19 protein-coding genes are annotated in these 15,104 nt (G+C 69.0%); 6 read left to right on the top strand and 13 right to left on the bottom strand.

The genetic code is table 11. From position 1 onward, the window contains the following. Positions 1-38 precede the first annotated feature (38 nt). Positions 39-338 carry a hypothetical protein gene (locus tag IJ15_RS0106965; protein WP_031937622.1) on the top strand — a complete coding sequence of 100 codons (300 nt, stop codon included), beginning with the start codon at positions 39-41 and terminating at the stop codon, positions 336-338. 4 nt (positions 339-342) lie between these two features. Continuing rightward, entirely contained in the window at positions 343-858 is a 516-nt protein-coding gene (locus tag IJ15_RS0106960) for a GNAT family N-acetyltransferase (RefSeq protein ID WP_031937621.1), read from the top strand. Positions 859-873: 15 nt separating this feature from the next. On the opposite strand, the gene cds1 is transcribed toward IJ15_RS0106960, so the two are convergent. The 4 genes from cds1 to IJ15_RS0106940 all read right to left on the bottom strand — a co-directional run bounded on the left by cds1 (position 874) and on the right by IJ15_RS0106940 (position 2,834). Next, complete coding sequence (gene cds1 / locus IJ15_RS0106955) at positions 874-1,968, bottom strand: L-cysteine desulfhydrase Cds1 (RefSeq protein ID WP_031937620.1); 1,095 nt, start codon at positions 1,966-1,968, stop codon at positions 874-876. Next, entirely contained in the window at positions 1,965-2,321 is a 357-nt protein-coding gene (locus IJ15_RS0106950; RefSeq protein WP_031937619.1) for a DUF4229 domain-containing protein, read from the bottom strand. The genes cds1 and IJ15_RS0106950 overlap by 4 nt, the downstream gene beginning before the upstream one ends. Positions 2,322-2,369: 48 nt before the next feature. Then, positions 2,370-2,567 (bottom strand): hypothetical protein, encoded by a 198-nt coding sequence (locus IJ15_RS0106945; protein ID WP_031937618.1) that lies wholly within the window; start codon positions 2,565-2,567, stop codon positions 2,370-2,372. 63 nt (positions 2,568-2,630) lie between these two features. After that, on the bottom strand, positions 2,631-2,834 hold the full coding sequence (locus tag IJ15_RS0106940; protein WP_031937617.1) for a PTS sucrose transporter subunit IIBC: 204 nt from the start codon (positions 2,832-2,834) through the stop codon (positions 2,631-2,633). Positions 2,835-3,209: 375 nt separating this feature from the next. Between IJ15_RS0106940 and IJ15_RS0106935 the strand changes: the two genes are divergently transcribed. Further along, the gene (locus tag IJ15_RS0106935) at positions 3,210-3,422 is read left to right on the top strand and encodes a BldC family transcriptional regulator (protein WP_031937616.1); all 213 of its coding nucleotides are present in this window, start codon (positions 3,210-3,212) and stop codon (positions 3,420-3,422) included. Positions 3,423-3,490: 68 nt separating this feature from the next. Next, positions 3,491-3,727, top strand: coding sequence for a hypothetical protein (locus IJ15_RS0106930; RefSeq protein ID WP_031937615.1), 237 nt, complete (start codon positions 3,491-3,493; stop codon positions 3,725-3,727). A 94-nt stretch (positions 3,728-3,821) separates the two neighbouring features. Here the strand turns inward: IJ15_RS0106930 and ccsB are convergent, their stop codons facing one another. From ccsB to hemL, 6 genes are read right to left on the bottom strand one after another with little or no spacing between them, the layout of a single operon-like run. Then, positions 3,822-4,790, bottom strand: coding sequence for a c-type cytochrome biogenesis protein CcsB (gene ccsB, locus IJ15_RS0106925; RefSeq protein ID WP_031937614.1), 969 nt, complete (start codon positions 4,788-4,790; stop codon positions 3,822-3,824). Then, positions 4,787-6,532, bottom strand: a complete 1,746-nt coding sequence (resB, locus tag IJ15_RS0106920; RefSeq protein WP_051918597.1) for a cytochrome c biogenesis protein ResB — start codon at positions 6,530-6,532, stop codon at positions 4,787-4,789. The genes ccsB and resB overlap by 4 nt, the downstream gene beginning before the upstream one ends. Further along, complete coding sequence (locus tag IJ15_RS0106915) at positions 6,529-7,356, bottom strand: cytochrome c biogenesis CcdA family protein (protein WP_031937612.1); 828 nt, start codon at positions 7,354-7,356, stop codon at positions 6,529-6,531. Before IJ15_RS0106915 ends, resB begins: the two co-directional genes overlap by 4 nt. Further along, on the bottom strand, positions 7,353-7,967 hold the full coding sequence (locus IJ15_RS0106910) for a TlpA disulfide reductase family protein (protein WP_031937611.1): 615 nt from the start codon (positions 7,965-7,967) through the stop codon (positions 7,353-7,355). The genes IJ15_RS0106915 and IJ15_RS0106910 overlap by 4 nt, the downstream gene beginning before the upstream one ends. Beyond that, complete coding sequence (locus IJ15_RS0106905; RefSeq protein WP_031937610.1) at positions 7,964-8,644, bottom strand: histidine phosphatase family protein; 681 nt, start codon at positions 8,642-8,644, stop codon at positions 7,964-7,966. The genes IJ15_RS0106910 and IJ15_RS0106905 overlap by 4 nt, the downstream gene beginning before the upstream one ends. Before the next feature lie 60 nt (positions 8,645-8,704). Beyond that, a complete protein-coding gene (gene hemL / locus IJ15_RS0106900; protein ID WP_031937609.1) occupies positions 8,705-10,027 on the bottom strand; it encodes a glutamate-1-semialdehyde 2,1-aminomutase in 1,323 nt (440 codons plus the stop codon). A gap of 148 nt (positions 10,028-10,175) precedes the next feature. Between hemL and IJ15_RS0106895 the strand changes: the two genes are divergently transcribed. Beyond that, the gene (locus IJ15_RS0106895; RefSeq protein WP_031937608.1) at positions 10,176-12,101 is read left to right on the top strand and encodes an acyl-CoA dehydrogenase family protein; all 1,926 of its coding nucleotides are present in this window, start codon (positions 10,176-10,178) and stop codon (positions 12,099-12,101) included. On the opposite strand, the gene IJ15_RS0106890 is transcribed toward IJ15_RS0106895, so the two are convergent. Beyond that, positions 12,092-12,898 carry a putative protein N(5)-glutamine methyltransferase gene (locus IJ15_RS0106890; RefSeq protein ID WP_031937607.1) on the bottom strand — a complete coding sequence of 269 codons (807 nt, stop codon included), beginning with the start codon at positions 12,896-12,898 and terminating at the stop codon, positions 12,092-12,094. The two genes, IJ15_RS0106895 and IJ15_RS0106890, sit on opposite strands and share 10 nt — an antisense overlap. A gap of 189 nt (positions 12,899-13,087) precedes the next feature. Between IJ15_RS0106890 and IJ15_RS0106885 the strand changes: the two genes are divergently transcribed. After that, the gene (locus tag IJ15_RS0106885) at positions 13,088-13,609 is read left to right on the top strand and encodes an SRPBCC family protein (RefSeq protein ID WP_051918594.1); all 522 of its coding nucleotides are present in this window, start codon (positions 13,088-13,090) and stop codon (positions 13,607-13,609) included. On the opposite strand, the gene IJ15_RS0106880 is transcribed toward IJ15_RS0106885, so the two are convergent. Both IJ15_RS0106880 and IJ15_RS0106875 read right to left on the bottom strand, forming a co-directional pair. Beyond that, positions 13,593-13,991 carry a nitroreductase family deazaflavin-dependent oxidoreductase gene (locus IJ15_RS0106880; RefSeq protein WP_031937605.1) on the bottom strand — a complete coding sequence of 133 codons (399 nt, stop codon included), beginning with the start codon at positions 13,989-13,991 and terminating at the stop codon, positions 13,593-13,595. The genes IJ15_RS0106885 and IJ15_RS0106880 overlap by 17 nt on opposite strands. A 64-nt stretch (positions 13,992-14,055) precedes the next feature. Continuing rightward, positions 14,056-15,104: PQQ-dependent sugar dehydrogenase (locus IJ15_RS0106875; protein WP_031937604.1), on the bottom strand; the 1,049-nt coding region annotated here is incomplete at its 5' end.

The raw sequence follows: 15,104 nt of genomic DNA, 5'->3' as shown, positions 1-15,104 counted from the left end.
AATCGACTGACACACACTCGGAACGGGAGAACTCCACGATGCTCAACAAGACCGCCACCTCCGCTCTCGCCGCCGCCGGACTGGTCGGCGGATACGCCGTCGCACGCCAGACCGGCAATCGTCAACTGGGCGGCGCCGTGCTGGCAACGGTCGGCGGCGTGTGCACCTACAACTGGGCCAAGAGTTCCGGCGCGGGCCGCGCCGCGGTACTGCTGGGCACCTATGTCGGCGCCTTCGGCGGCTCGCACCCGCTCGCCAAGAAGATCGGTTCCTGGCCGTCGGTCGGCGTCGTCGCCGCCGGCACCGCGATCGCGTCGCAGGTCCTGTCCAAGAGCTGACCGGATGATCAGGCTCGCCGAACCCGCCGATCTGCCGCACCTCCAGGACATCGAGGTCGCGGCCGGCAGCATCTTCCGCACCCTCGGAATGGACGCGATCGCAGACGATCCCCCACCGCCGATCGCGCTGCTGGAGAGCTACCGGGCCGACGTCCGCGCCTGGGTGTGGGCGACGGGTTCGGCGCCGCCGGTGGCGTACTGCCTCGTCGACGTCGTCGACGGCAACGCACACATCGAGCAGGTGTCGGTGCACCCCGACCACCGCGGGCAGCGGATCGGCGCGAGCCTGATCGACCACATCGCCGAGTGGGCTCGCGACCGCGGACTGCCCGAACTGACGCTCACGACGTTCGTCGGCGTGCCGTGGAACGAGCCGTACTACACCCGGCTGAGATTCGGGATTCTCGCCGACGACGACCTCGGTCCCGGACTCCGCGCCGTCCGCAAAGACGAAGCGGCACACGGCCTCGATCGCTGGCCTCGGGTCGCCATGACCCGGCACGTCCCGATCGAGCCGTAGCGCGCGAGGAGTGCGCTAGCCGGTCCAGCGTCCGGTGCGCGCGAACTCGTCGAGCACCGCCGTCGGGCCGGACAGGTCGATGCCCTCGGACGCCACCCAGGCGTCGTCGAAGTACGTGCCGGTGTAGCGTTCGCCGCCGTCGCACAGCAGCGTGACCACGCTGCCGCTACGCCCCTGCGCGAGCATCTCGGCGACCAGGCCGAACGCCCCCCACAGGTTGGTGCCGGTCGAGCCGCCGACCTTGCGGCCGAGGACCGTGCTCGCGTGCCGCATCGCGGCGATCGAACCCGCGTCCGGCACCTTGACCATGCGGTCGACGACCTGACCGATGAACGACGGTTCGACGCGGGGACGGCCGATGCCCTCGATCCGGGAACCCCGCTCGGACGTCGGGGCGGGCGCGCAGTTCCCGCTGCGCCACGCGTCGAAGAACACCGAGTGTTCCGGGTCGACGACGCACAGTCCGGTATCGAGCTTGCGGTATCGCAGGAACCGGCCGATGGTCGCGCCGGTGCCACCGGTGCCGGCGCCCACCACGATCCATTCGGGGATCGGATGATCCTCCTGCTGCAACTGCGTGAAGATCGACTCGGCGATGTTGTTGTTGCCGCGCCAGTCGGTGGCACGCTCGGCGTGCGTGAACTGGTCCATGTAGTGGCCGCCGGTCTCGGCGGCCAGGCGGGCCGACTCGTCGTAGATGCGCGACGGGTCGCTGACAAAGTGGCAGCGGCCGCCCTGCGCCTCGATCAGGGCGATCTTGGCGGGACTGGTGGTCGCGGGCATCACCGCGACGAAGTCCAGGCCCAGCAGCTTCGCGAAGTACGCCTCGCTGACCGCGGTCGATCCGGACGACGCCTCGATCACCGTGGTGTTCTCGGTGACCCAGCCGTTGCAGATCGAGTACAGGAACAGCGAGCGCGCCAACCGGTGCTTGAGACTGCCGGTGATGTGGGTGGACTCGTCCTTCAGATACAACTGCACGTTCCACGACGGCGGCAGCGGGTAGCGCAGCAGGTGCGTGTCGGCGCTGCGCTGCGCATCGGCCTCGATGAGGCGGACGGCGTTGTCGACCCAGGCCCGGGAGCCTCGCCGGTCGAGGACGGTCGTCACCGGTTGCGGTCCTCGCCCCGCAGCTTCGCGTGCAGGTCGGCCTTGTCGGCCCGGCGCCGGGCGTCGACCGACGCGATGTCCTCGTTGACCCGCTTGCGCATCTTCGAGAACAGCACCAGCGACAGCGGCAGCGCGATCAGCACGGCGAACAGCGCGGCCACGATGAACGGGACCTCGACACCGATCAGGTTGCCGCCGAGGAGGATGACCGCCGCGAGGACCACGACCAGGCCCAGGCGCGCCACCGAGTAGAGGGCGACGTCGCGGACGAGGTGACCCGTCGTGACGGCGGGGCCGGTGCCTGCGCCCTGTTCACTGGCCTTTTCGGGACGGTTCTGCGCTGCATCACTCACGGTGCCAGCCTACCTATCATCGGGCGGCGCCCTCGCTCGGGAACACCCTCAGAAGACCAGGGGCAATACACCGGGACCGAGGTTGTTGAAGGTCGACCCCCACTCCCAGACACCGAACGTGGCCATCAGGTTGCCCCAGTTGCCCGTCACCACCGCATTGCCGATGGTCGCGCCCTGCTGGAACGCCGTGTAGATGGCCTGGATCACGGTCGCGCCGGCGTTGGGTCCGATGAATCCGGTGATCATGGGTTCCTCCTCTGCTCCAGATGAGTTCTCCTGGACGAGCGCTGGTCACACGGGCCCGACGCATCACGGCGGCGGCGGCGCCACGGGCACGGTGTTGCTGAAGGTCGACCCGAGATCGACCGTTCCGATCGTGGTGACGATGTTGATCAATCCACTGGTCAGACCCGTCATGAGCGCGTTGCCGAAGGTTGCACCCTGCTGGAACGCCCAATAGACGCTGTCGATGATGTTCGTGCCGATGTTGGGACCGATGGCCTCGGCGAGCATGCACTCCCCTCCTGACCCGTACGCCCGACACCCGTTCACGACTCACGGGCGTTGGACTGGTTCGACGGTCACCCGCCCGGCACTTCGACCTTCCGCCCCCGCATTCGGCTTCTGTCGGCGTCGGTGCGCTGGGCAGACAGGGCCACCCTAGGGGTCGTCCGCCCACTTCGTACCGGGATTGCCGATTCCTGTGACCACTCCACAATGTCCCGGCCCGAGTCGCCCGATTTGTCCATTACCTCCCCTTTACCAACTTTAGATCGTTCGAGTACCTGGGGGGTCTAGTGCCACGATGTCGAGGCCGGTCGACAAACGAACCGGTCCCGAATCCCCCGGCCGACCCCCGACGGGTAGGCCCCGACAGTTGGAGGATCGATGAGCGCACCCACCTACAACGGCGCCAAGGAAGCCCTGCTGACCCCGGGCCAGGTCGCCGCACTGTTCCATGTCGACCCCAAGACCGTCACGCGTTGGGCGCACGCCGGCCGACTCGGATCTCTGCGCACCCCCGGCGGACACCGGAGGTTCCGAGAGGCCGAGGTGCTGGCGCTCCTGACGTCGCTGACGACCGAGGCCCATCACCCGTAGACGCGTCGTCCGACAGGTGGATACCCGGACGTCCCGGGCACGGTTACCCTCGTAGCAGGAGGTGCACCGTGATCTACCTATTGGCGTTCATCGGCCTGATAACGCTCGCAGTCCTGTTCTGGAAGGCGTTCGGTCCGACCGCCACCACCGCCGACCGAGGCGGTGGCCGGCCGGCTGGCAGGACGGGCAGAGCCGTGGGACCTGACGACGATCCCGAGTTCCTGTGGCGGGTGGATCGTGAGAACCACCGTCGGCAGTCGGATCATCGTCCAGGAACCGACTCGCCCACCGACCCGGACAACTGACCGGAACACCCGGTCCCCGGTTCGCGTCGGTAGCGCAGAACCGAAAACGGTCGCCGTGCACACTGCACGGCGACCGTTTCGCGTTGTCGGTGGGTCAGTTCAGGCCGGCGTACGAGTGCAGGCCGGAGACCACCATGTTGATGATGAAGAGATTGAACAGCATGGCCACGAAGCCGACGATGTTGATCCACGCCGCCTTGGTGTCCCGCCAGCCCGAAGTCGCACGCGCGTGCAGGTAGGCCGCGTAGATCACCCACGCGATGAACGAGACCGTCTCCTTCGGATCCCAGCCCCAGAACCGGCCCCAGGCCGCCTCGGCCCAGATCGCTCCGAGGATGATGCCCGCACCGAACAGCGGGAACGCGACGATCGTCGTCTTGTACGCGAGACGGTCGAGGGTCTCGGCGTCGGGGAGGCGCTGGGCGACCTTGCCGAAGAAGCCGGTTCCCTCCTCGTCGCGCGGGAACTTCATCCGGAACAGGAACAGGATGCTGGCGATGCCGGAAACCATGAAGATGCCGCTGCCGACGCTGATGATCGTCACGTGGATCGGCAGCCAGAACGACCGCAGGGCGGGCACGACCGGCGCCGCGTCGGCGTACAGCACCGTCGCCGCGAGGAACATCAGGACCAGGACCGGCACCAGCAGGAACACCCACAGGTCCGCGGTCTTGCGCAGCGCCACGATGCCGGCGACGACCGCGGCGGCACACGCCATCGAGACGAACTCGTACATGTTGCCGAGCGGGAACCGCTCGGTGGCGAAGCCGCGGATCACGATCGATGCGACGTGCAGCACGACGCCGACGACGAGCAGGGCGTAGCCCATGCCGCCGAGCTTCTCCGACCAGGTCTTGCCCGCCTGTTCGACGACGCGTCCGGGCACCTGTTCGTCCGTCGCGACGGGGCCACTGCCGGACGCCACGAGCTCGCGTTCCTGGACCACGCGGGCCCGCATCGAGGCGTACCGCGCAATCAGCAGCACGGTGGCGAGGACGTAGACCGCAAACGCCGACTCGAACGACCAGTCGCTGTAGCGAGCCAGTGTCTCGTTGATCGTCATGAATTCATCTCCTGCGCGTCGTGCGCTCGTGTTGTCCGCGATGACGTGTCGTCACCCAGTAGCCGGGTGGTGAGCCGATCGAACTCGTCGCCCCATCCGGCCTGATCTGTCCGGGCGAGTCCGCCGAGCTCTACTACGGTACGTCGTTCACCGTCAGCCAATGTAACCGACATGGTGTCGGCATCCTTGCCGGGGACCGCTCCCGGGCCGGTCGCGGGGTAGATCCGGACCCAGACACGCCGTCGCTTGATCACCAGCGAGACCAGAAGACCCGCCATCATCACGATCGACGACACCAGCACCCACTGCTGCGCCGGATCGTGCGAGACCTGCAGGTTCACGAAATCGACGGCACCGTCGAAGCGCACCTGCGTGCCGTCGGCCAGGGTCACGCTCTCGCCGGGGAACAGGTTGACGCGCTCCTGCTTGACGAGCCGGCCCTGATTGATCAGTTCCTTGTTCAGCGAGAACAGGCTCTGCGGGAGACCGGTGTCGAGGCCGGTGTCGCCCTTGTAGATGTCGATCGCGACGGCCGGGTCGTTCATCGCCGGGTAGCTCGACGAGAGCAGGTTTCCGTGGAACGCCGCGGTCGGCGCGAACAGGCCCTCGATCGCGATCTGGTTCTTCCGGCGTTCCTCGTAGTCCGGGTACAGGCCGCCCGGCGGGTCGAATCGCATTGCACCGCTGGACAGGAACGTCGTCGCGTCGTCGGGCTGCCACTGCAGAGTCTCGGTGCGGGACTCGCCGTTCGGGAACGTGACGGTGAACGTCGGCGCGTAGCCGTGGCCCTGCAGGTAGACGCGGTCACCGGCGACTCGCAACGGGTGGTTGACCTTGATCTGGGTGTCGCGCCAGACGTTGTTCGTCAGGTCGTCGCCCGCCTGGTACGAGATGTTCGACGTGAACATCTCGGCCTGACCGTTCTCGAGATAGTCGGCGGTGAAGTCGTTGACCTTCACGCACAGCGGCGTGATACCGGTGCCGTCGCCGTCGAGGCCCCAGCGGAACGAGTCGAACGCGGCCGGAGAGGTACTGCAGAAGCTCTCCTCGCCGCTGGCGATGACGATCCGGTTCCCCTCGTAGTAGAACAGCTTGCCGACCGCGATCGAGACCAGGAGCGCCACGAGTGCCAGATGGAACACCAGGTTGCCGGCCTCGCGGAGGAAGCCCTTCTCGGCGGACAAGGTGATCTCGTCGGGATGCTTGGCGCGCGGGCCACCGACCCGCTTCGCCACACGCCAGCCGCGCAGCTGCTTGCGCACCCGCTCGGCGACGGCCTCGGGATCCTCGTCGACGGTCTCGATGTGGTGGTGCGGCAGTCGCGCCAGGTTGCGCGGCGCCGCGACGGGCTGCGAACGCAGCGCCTTCGCGTACTCGACGCATCTCGGCAGGATGCAACCGACCAGCGAGACGAACAGCAGAACGTAGATCGCGGTGAACCAGAAGCTGCCGAACACGTCGAACAGTTCGAGCTTGTCCATGATCGGACCCAGAGTGGAACGGGACGCGATGTACTCGTTGACCTTGCCCTCGTTGAGGCTGCGCTGCGGCAACAGGGCGCCCGGGATCGCGGCCAACGCGAGCAGGAACAGCAGGACCAGCGCGGTCCGCATCGACGTCAGTGCGCGCCACGCGTTGCGGCCCACTGCGGCGATGCGGCCGGGCAGGGATTGCCGCGGCGGGCGGGGAGCAGGAGCGTCGGCCGGCGAATCGCCGCCGTTCACTGCGTCTCGAACCGTCATATCGGCAGGATCACCTCCGAGATAAATGCGTCGCGGACCCAGCCGACGAACACGTCCCACGCGCCGGTTACCAGCGCGATGCCGACGGCCACCAACATGATGCCGCCGATGACCTGAATAGTGCGGGTGTGCCGGCGCAGCCAGCCCACACCACGCAACGCTCGGGCCGAGCCGAGTGCCACGAGCACGAACGGAAGCCCCAGACCCAGGCAGTACGCGACGATCAGCGCGACACCACGGGCCGCGGTCGCACCCTCGGTGCCCGAGGCCACCGAGATGACTCCGGCGAGCGTCGGCCCCAGGCACGGCGTCCACCCGAGCGCGAAGACGCCGCCGAGCAGCGGCGCCCCCCACAGTCCCGTGATGCGGCGCGGAGCCATCCGGGTGTCCTTCTGCAGCGCCGGGACCAGGCCGATGAACACCAGGCCCATCGCGATGGTGACGACACCGCCGACCCGCTGGAGCACCTGACGGTTGAGGGCGAGCGCCTCGATCGCACCGAACACCGACACCGTGGCCAGCACGAACACCACCGTGAACCCGGCGACGAACAGTCCGGCGGCACCGGCGACGCGTAGTCGCCCGTCCCGCAGCGTCGTCGTCCGGGCGCTCGCCTCGGCGGCCGATACCGCGGGGGCGTCGGCGCCGACGACACCGGCCAGGTACGACAGGTAGCCGGGGACGAGCGGGATGACGCACGGTGACGCGAAGGACACGAGACCTGCGAGCAGACAGGCACCGAGCGCGAGGAGCAGCGGACCGGACGTGGTCGCCGCCTGGAAGCTTTCGCCGACGTTCGCGAGGAGGACTGCGTCGGCCGTCATCCCTGGTCCTGTGGTTCCTGCGCAACCCGTTCGACCACCGGCTGCAGATCCTCGACCAGCAGTTCCTTCAGGAAGACAGCGGCGACCCGGTGCTGACGGTCCAGCACGATGGTCGTCGGCACGACACTGGTCGGGTAGTTCTTCCCCAGGGTCAGCAGCGTGCGCATCTCGGGGTCGTAGATGGACGGGTAGCCCACGTTGTTGTTGACGACGAAGTCCTGCGCCTTGTTCTTGGTGTAGTCGCGCACGTTGATGCCGAGGAACTGGACGCCCTGGTCCTTGGTGTTCTCGTAGACCTTCTCGAGGTCGTCGGCCTCACCACGGCACGGACCGCACCACTGGCCCCACACGTTGAGAACCACGACCTGCCCCTCGAAGTCGGACAGCGAGGTGGTCTTGCCGTCGACCATGAGGTCCGGACCGGAGACGTTGCCGGCCTTGCCGCGTTCGGACGGGACGTCGTAGAACAGCTCGGTCTTGCCGCCGGGCGAGACGAACACGAATGTGCCGCCCTGTGCGACGGCGTCGTCACCGGTCGCGCAGCCGGACAGTGCGGCGGCGACGACCAGCGAACATGCCGCGGCCGCCAACCGCAGGGACGGGAACCTCATGCGCCGGTCACCCTCGGGTCCGACGCACCGGCCGGCTCGGAGTACACGATGTCGACGAGGGTGTCGCCCTCGTAGACCAGCGAGGTCAGCGACGCCAGACCGCACTGCCGGTGGCGCGGGTCGTGCCACAGCCGCTCGCCCTGCAGGAAGCGGCGCAGCGTCCACACCGGCAGCTGGTGGCTGACGCACACGGCCTCGTGCCCGACCGCAGCGACCCGGGCGGTGTTGACGGCGGCGAGCATGCGGTGCGCGATCTGCAGGTACGGCTCACCCCACGACGGCGTGAACGGGTCGCGCAGCTTCCACCAGTGCCGGGGGCGACGCAGCGCGCCGTCACCGACGGCCACCTTCAGTCCCTCGAAGTCGTTGGCCGCCTCGATGAGGTTGGCGTCGGTCGCGATCTGCAGGCCGTGCTTCTCCGCGATCGGACCGGCCGTCTCCTGCGCGCGCTGCAGCGGCGACGCGACGACGTGCGTGATGTCGTGATCGGCGAGCGCCGACGCGACGGCACGGGCCTGGGACTCACCGTTCTCCGACAGCCGGAAGTTGGGGAGGCGTCCGTAGAGGATGCCGCTGGGGTTGTGCACCTCACCGTGGCGCAGCACGTGGACGATGGTCCGGGTCTCGGAGTGGTCGGCGGCGGTGGAGTTGTCAGCGCCGGTCGGGGCGTCGGTCACGGTGATGGTCCCTGCGTTCGTTGGTGAGGCGGTGGGTCTGGGGCTTCGAGCTCGAGAGGGTCAGTGCCGAGCAGCGGCAGCGGCCCTCGCCGCGTGCGGTGCGGCGTCGGCGATCTTCGAGAAGGCGTCGTCGTCGAGCGCGGACGACACGAACCACGCCTCGAACGCGCTCGGCGGCGCGTAGATGCCGCGGGAGAGCAGGGCGTGGAAGAAGTCCGGGAACCGCCACGTGTCGGCCGCCTTGGCCTCGGCGTAGTTGGTGACCTGGTTCTCGGTGAAGAAGACGCTGACGAGCGTGCCCGCGTACTGGACGCGGTGCGTGACGCCCTCGGCGGTGAGCGCGTCACCGAGCAGCGTGCCGAGGGTCTGCGCGTTGCGCTCGAGCGCCGCGTACACGGCGGCGTCGGCGGCGCGCAGATTCGCCAGGCCCGCCGCGACCGCGACGGGGTTACCGGACAGCGTGCCCGCCTGGTAGACCGGACCGGCGGGGGCCAGCTTCGCCATGACGTCGGCGCGGCCGCCAAACGCGGCGGCGGGCAGGCCGCCGCTCATGACCTTGCCGAAGGTGTAGAGGTCGCCGGCGACGCCGTCGCGGCCGAACCAGCCGGAGCTGCTGACGCGGAACCCGGTCATGACCTCGTCCATGATCAGCAGTGCGCCGTGCTCGGTGGTGAGGGCGCGCAGGCCCTCGTTGAAGCCGGGCAGCGGCGCGACGGCACCCATGTTGCCGGCGGCGGCCTCGGTGATGACGCACGCGATCTCGCCGGGGTTCGCGGCGAACGCGGCGCGGACGGCCTCGAGGTCGTTGTAGGGCACGACGATGGTGTCCTCGGCCTGGGCGCCGGTTACACCGGGCGAGGTCGGCAGGCCGAACGTGGCCAGGCCGGATCCGGCGTCGGCGAGGAGCGCGTCGACGTGGCCGTGGTAGCAGCCGGAGAACTTGACGATCTTGGAGCGGCCGGTGAAGCCGCGGGCCAGGCGGACCGCGCTCATCGTGGCCTCGGTGCCGGAGTTGACCAGGCGCACCTGCTCGACGGGCGCCACCCGGGAGACGATCTCCTCGGCCAGGGCGATCTCGCCCTCGGTGGGCGCACCGAACGACAGCCCGGTGGTGGCGGCCTTCTGCACGGCCTCGACGACCGCGGGGTGCGCGTGCCCCAGGATCATCGGGCCCCACGAGCACACCAGGTCGACGTAGTCGTTGCCGTCGACGTCGGTGAGGGTGCAGCCCTTCGCCTCGGCGATGAAGCGGGGCGCGCCGCCCACGGAACCGAAGGCGCGGACCGGGGAGTTGACCCCGCCTGGGATGACCTGGCTCGCCCGCTCGAAGAGCTGAGCGGAACGGGTATCGCGAAGGTCGGGTCCGGTGGAGGCAGCAGTCACGGATTCCAGTGTCCCAGTTCTGGCGAATTTGCCAACGACAGGGTGTAGGAGGTGGCCGGAATCACACCCCTTCGGCGTGTCGGTTCGCGCAGGTCCGGCGCGTCCGAGTTCCCCGGCAGGACTCCGCGGACCGCACTACCGTCGGGTCATGGCGACCACGGCGGAGTTTCTACGGACGACCCTCGACGGCCGGTGGGCGGAGGTGCGCGAGAAGGCCCGCGTCGACCTCTCCTCCGACGAGTTCCGGCCGCACTACACCCCCGACCTGGACCGTGCCCGCGCGAAGACGCTCGAGCAGTTGCGGGTGCTGGCGTCGGGCGGCTTCGTCGACCGCGGGTTCGGCGTCGAGGTCGGTGCCGGCTCCGATCCCGGCGCGGCGGTGACGGCGATCGAGATGCTCGCGATGTCGGATCTGTCGCTGATGGTGAAGGCGGGCGTGCAGTGGGGACTGTTCGGCGGCGCGATCGAGAACCTCGGCACCGAGCATCATCACGCGGAGTACCTGCGGCCGATGATCGACCTCGACCTCCTCGGCTGCTTCGCGATGACCGAGACCGGCCACGGCAGCGACGTCCAGGAACTCGAGACCACCGCGACGTACGACCCGGTGACCGACGAATTCGTCGTCCACTCCCCCACCCCGTCGGCGCGCAAGGACTACATCGGCGGTGCCGCGGAGCATGCCCGGACGGCCGCGGTGTTCGCGCAGCTGATCGTCGATGACACCTCGCACGGCGTGCACTGCCTGCTGGTGCCGATCCGCGACGCCGACGGCAGCGACCTGCCCGGAGTGACCACCTCGGATTGCGGCCACAAGGGCGGTCTGCCCGGAGTCGACAACGGACGCATCGTGTTCGACCACGTGCGGGTGCCACGAACGAACCTGTTGAACCGGTACGGATCGGTGGATGCCGACGGCGTGTACTCGTCGCCGATCGAGAACAAGAACCGCCGCTTCTTCACGATGCTCGGCACCCTGGTGCGCGGACGCGTCACGGTCGGCGGGTCCGCAGCCGCGGCCGCCCGCGTCGCGCTGACGATCGCGACCCGATACGCACTGCAGCGCAAGCAGTTCAGCGCACCCAGCGGGGACGGCAGCACCCCGGATCCGGAGGTGCTGATCATGGACTACCTGGCGCACCAGCAGCGCCTGCTGCCGCACATCGCCCGCGCGTACGCGCTCGGCTTCGCACAGAACGAGCTCGTCACCGCGATGCACGACATCCAGACCTCCGACGACGTCGATCCCGAGGGTCAGCGCGAACTCGAGTCCCGCGCAGCGGGTTTGAAGGCCGCCAACACCTGGCACGCGACCCGCGCGATCCAGGAGTGCCGGGAGGCGTGCGGCGGCGCCGGTTATCTCGCCGAGAACCGGCTCACGGTCCTGAAGGCCGACACCGACGTGTTCACCACGTTCGAGGGCGACAACACCGTGCTGACCCAGCTGGTCGCGAAGGAACTGCTCACCAAGTACGCCGACGAGGTCCGCGGGATGAGCCCTGTCGAGTGGATGGCGTTCGCCGCCAACGCGTTCGGCGACGCCGTCCGGACCCGCACCGCGGCGCAGCAGATCATCCAGACCATCCTCGACACCCGGCAGGACAACGAGGAGGACGGCAGCCTCTTCAACCGCGGCACCCAGCTAACGATGTTCGAGGACCGCGAGGAGTACCTCCTGTCCACCGCCGCCCGCCGCCTGCAGGGCGCCCGCAAGCGCGAGGACGACCCGTTCGACGCCTTCAATTTCGTGCAGGACCACGTCCTGCACGCCGCCCGCGCCCACATCGATCGGGTGGTGCTCGAGGCGTTCATCGCGGGCATCGACGCGTGCGAGGACGAGACCGCCCGGGATCTGCTGGGCGATCTCTGCGACCTGTACGCACTCACCGTGATCGACGAGGACAAGGCCTGGTTCATGGAGCACCGCCACCTGTCCGTCGAACGGGCCAAGGCCGTGCGGCGTGGCATCAACGAGCGCTGCCGCACGCTGCGCCCGCACGTCGCCGCCCTCGTCGACGGGCTGGGCGTGCCGGACGCTCTCGCCGGGGCGGCGATGCTCGACGGTCAGCAGTGAGCGGGCCGGCGTCCCACGACCACCGTCGCGCCGAGATCGCCGGAGTGCACTGTCTGCGCGAGTAACCCTGCGCACGTGAGGATGTCGGCCGACATCGAAGCCTGGCGCCCGCTGGTCTCGATCAGCAGGTGACCGCCGGGACGCAGCCATCGCGGGGCCTCGGCGGCGACCGCCCGCTGGACGTCGAGCCCGTCGGGTCCGCCGTCGAGTGCCGTACGAGGTTCGTGGTCGCGTGCCTCGGGCGGCATCAGCGCGATGGCATCGCTGGGCACGTACGGGACGTTCGCGACGACGACGGCGACGCGTCCCCGCAGGCTGCCGGGCAGGGCCTCGAACAGGTCGCCCTCGTACACGTGCCCACCGATCGGCTCGACGTTGCGCCGCGCGCACCGCACCGCGGCGGGATCGACGTCGGCGGCATGGAGTTCGACACCGGGGACCTCACCGGCCACGCCGACACCCAGGGCTCCGGACCCGCAGCACAGATCGACCACGACGTCACCCGGCCGCACGAGGGCGACCGCCCGCCGGACGAGCAATTCGCTGCGGCGGCGCGGCACGAAGACACCGGCGCCGACTTGTATTCGCACACCGCAGAACTCGGCCCAGCCGAGGACATGTTCGAGGGGAAGGCCCGCGACCCGGCGCGCGATCATCGCCGACAGCGCGTCGGGGGTGGGCGCGGCGGCCGTCAGCACGTGCGCCTCGGCCTCTGCGAACACGCAGCCGGCTGCACGCAGAGCGGTGACGATCGTCGGAAGAGCGATGGGCGGGCCGGAACTGTCGGGAGTTCGCACGAAGAGCCTTTCGGGACGCCGAGGGGCTCTCACGGTCGACCGGGCGGACTAGTCCGCGCGACCCCGGGTGGGGAGCACCCTGTCTGCACGAGCGATCATGGGTCCCACCCCCTTCGGTCTGCATTCCCATCCGGTCACGAACACCGAGACACTACCGCGGATCGGCGCGGCAGTCCCTAGGATCGGACGATGCCGAAGTGGTTCGAGCTGTCCCCGTGCGACCCCACTTTTCTGGAGACGGCGCCGTTCGTGCGGCGGTTCTCGGTCGCGCTGTCGGTGTCCGCGGAATCGGCGTGGGCCGAACTGACCCGCGACGACACGCTCTCCTGGTGCACGTTCATCGCCGGTTCGCGATACCTCACACCACGCCCGTTCGGAGCGGACACCCGGCGTGAACTGTCGATGCGTCCGTCCGCACTGAAGGCCTCCGAGAAGTACTTCCGCTGGGAGGAAGACCCGGGCCTCCGGTATCGGAACACCTTCTACGTCAGCGGGTTCACCGCGCCGGGGCTCCGCCGGTTCGCGGAGGACACCCTCGTCGAGCAGAACTCGTCCGGGTCGCAGTTGACCTGGACGTTCGCGATCGAACCGGGCCCCGCGCTGCGAGTTCCGCTGCGTCTCGGTGCGCCGGCGATCACCGCCGGCCTGCGCCGCACCGTGGACGAGACCGCGGAGCACATCGGGCGCGCTCCGGTCAGCCGCCGGACCTGAGCGCGAACACCGGGTGATCGACGGGCTCGGGCAGTTTGTCCCAGTACCCCTGCACCGTCCTACCCGCCTTCGTCCGGTACGCCGCGATGATGGGTGCCCGGTCGCCGACGGGGACCTCGGCGGCGGTGTAGTGCGCGGTGTGACCGCGACGGCTCACATCCACCGCGGGGTTGGCGCGCAGGTTACGCACCCACTCCGATTCGCCGCGGGTGGAGACGAGGTAGCGCACCCCGTCGACGTCGACGGGGACGACCGGTACGGATCGGGGTTCGTGACTGCTGCGGCCGGTGACGGTGATCTTCTCGGTGCCGCTGACGCCGGTCGCGAGGGCGATACGGTTGAACACCTCGCGGACCAGCAGCGGCGGTTTCAGGTATGCCATTCCAGCAGTATGAGCGCCTCCCGAGTGAATGTCACCGGTGCGACGGCGGCGGAGCCCTCGGACGTCAGTCTGCGGACGGCGCGACGCGGAGAACCTGGTCGCGAGAGCCGTTGTCGGTGGTGATCAGCAGGCTGCCGTCCGGCATCGCCGTCGCCGTCCGCAGGCGCCCGTGCGAACCGCTCAACGCCGAGGACATGTCGGTGACGGTGGTGCCGTCGTCAGACATCTTCAGCACCACCAACTCCTCCCCCTGCTGGCTGGTGACGACCAGAGCCCCGTCCCATTCGCGCCACCGGGCACCCGACACGAAGGCGCCGCCCGGTGTCGCGATCGTCGGAGCACCCGAACTCCACACGGCCTCCACCGCCCCCGGCACGCGCTCGGGATCGGTCATCGGCACACTCTCGTCGTAGACCCCCGGTCGCCGATCGGGGCGGTAGCCGTAGTTGTTTCCGGCGACCAGGAGATTCACCTCGTCGTCGCGACTCGTGCCCTGTTCGATGTCGTAGATTCGTCCGGTGGTCGGCTCCAGCGCCAGACCCTGCACGTTGCGGTGACCGAGCGTGAACACCGGACTGTTCGGATCCGGATTCCCGGCAGCGGGCGATCCGTCACGATTGACGTGCAATACCTTTCCGCCCAACGAGTTCCGGTCCTGCGGCACCGTCGGCTGCGCCGAGTCACCGGTCCCGACGTACAGCGTGCCGTCGGGGTGCGCGAGGATGCGACAGCCGCCGTGGCGCCCCTTCGCTCCCACCGGCATCCCGGTGACGACGTCCCCGGTGCGGACCATCGTGGTCCACTCCGGATCGACCGTCCACGACACGACGCGGATATCGTTGCCCTCACCGCCGCGATGCCCCTGGCACGTGTAGATCGTGCGGGTATCGGTGAAGTCCCGGTCGAGTGCCATTCCCATCAGACCGGTCTCGCCTTCGGCGTACAGATCCGACAGATCCGCGGCCACCTCGCCGACGCTGCCGTCGGACCGGGCCACGACGAAGCGGCCGGCACGCTCACCGGTGAGGACGGCACCGTCCGGCGCGGCGACGACATCCCACGGATGGTCGAGATCCGTCATCACGACGGTGACGGCGAGTTCGGGCAACGCGG

Origin of the sequence: Prescottella defluvii (assembly GCF_000738775.1) — a bacterium.
GTDB lineage: Bacteria > Actinomycetota > Actinomycetes > Mycobacteriales > Mycobacteriaceae > Prescottella > Prescottella defluvii.
This window is presented reverse-complemented; position numbering and strand designations above follow the sequence as displayed.

What these genes read in the sequence shown, in the direction of transcription:
- IJ15_RS0106940 (WP_031937617.1), bottom strand. Translation starts at nt 2,834, where the DNA reads ATGCTCGCCGAGGCCATCGGTCCCAACATCGGCACGAACATCATCGAC.
- ccsB (WP_031937614.1), bottom strand. Translation starts at nt 4,790, where the DNA reads ATGACGATCAACGAGACACTGGCTCGCTACAGCGACTGGTCGTTCGAG.
- IJ15_RS0106885 (WP_051918594.1), top strand. Translation starts at nt 13,088, where the DNA reads ATGCCGAAGTGGTTCGAGCTGTCCCCGTGCGACCCCACTTTTCTGGAG.
- IJ15_RS0106880 (WP_031937605.1), bottom strand. Translation starts at nt 13,991, where the DNA reads ATGGCATACCTGAAACCGCCGCTGCTGGTCCGCGAGGTGTTCAACCGT.
- IJ15_RS0106945 (WP_031937618.1), bottom strand. Translation starts at nt 2,567, where the DNA reads ATGATCACCGGATTCATCGGACCCAACGCCGGCGCGACCGTGATCCAG.
- IJ15_RS0106895 (WP_031937608.1), top strand. Translation starts at nt 10,176, where the DNA reads ATGGCGACCACGGCGGAGTTTCTACGGACGACCCTCGACGGCCGGTGG.
- resB (WP_051918597.1), bottom strand. Translation starts at nt 6,532, where the DNA reads ATGACGGTTCGAGACGCAGTGAACGGCGGCGATTCGCCGGCCGACGCT.
- IJ15_RS0106960 (WP_031937621.1), top strand. Translation starts at nt 343, where the DNA reads ATGATCAGGCTCGCCGAACCCGCCGATCTGCCGCACCTCCAGGACATC.
- IJ15_RS0106915 (WP_031937612.1), bottom strand. Translation starts at nt 7,356, where the DNA reads ATGACGGCCGACGCAGTCCTCCTCGCGAACGTCGGCGAAAGCTTCCAG.
- IJ15_RS0106965 (WP_031937622.1), top strand. Translation starts at nt 39, where the DNA reads ATGCTCAACAAGACCGCCACCTCCGCTCTCGCCGCCGCCGGACTGGTC.
- IJ15_RS0106910 (WP_031937611.1), bottom strand. Translation starts at nt 7,967, where the DNA reads ATGAGGTTCCCGTCCCTGCGGTTGGCGGCCGCGGCATGTTCGCTGGTC.
- IJ15_RS0106935 (WP_031937616.1), top strand. Translation starts at nt 3,210, where the DNA reads ATGAGCGCACCCACCTACAACGGCGCCAAGGAAGCCCTGCTGACCCCG.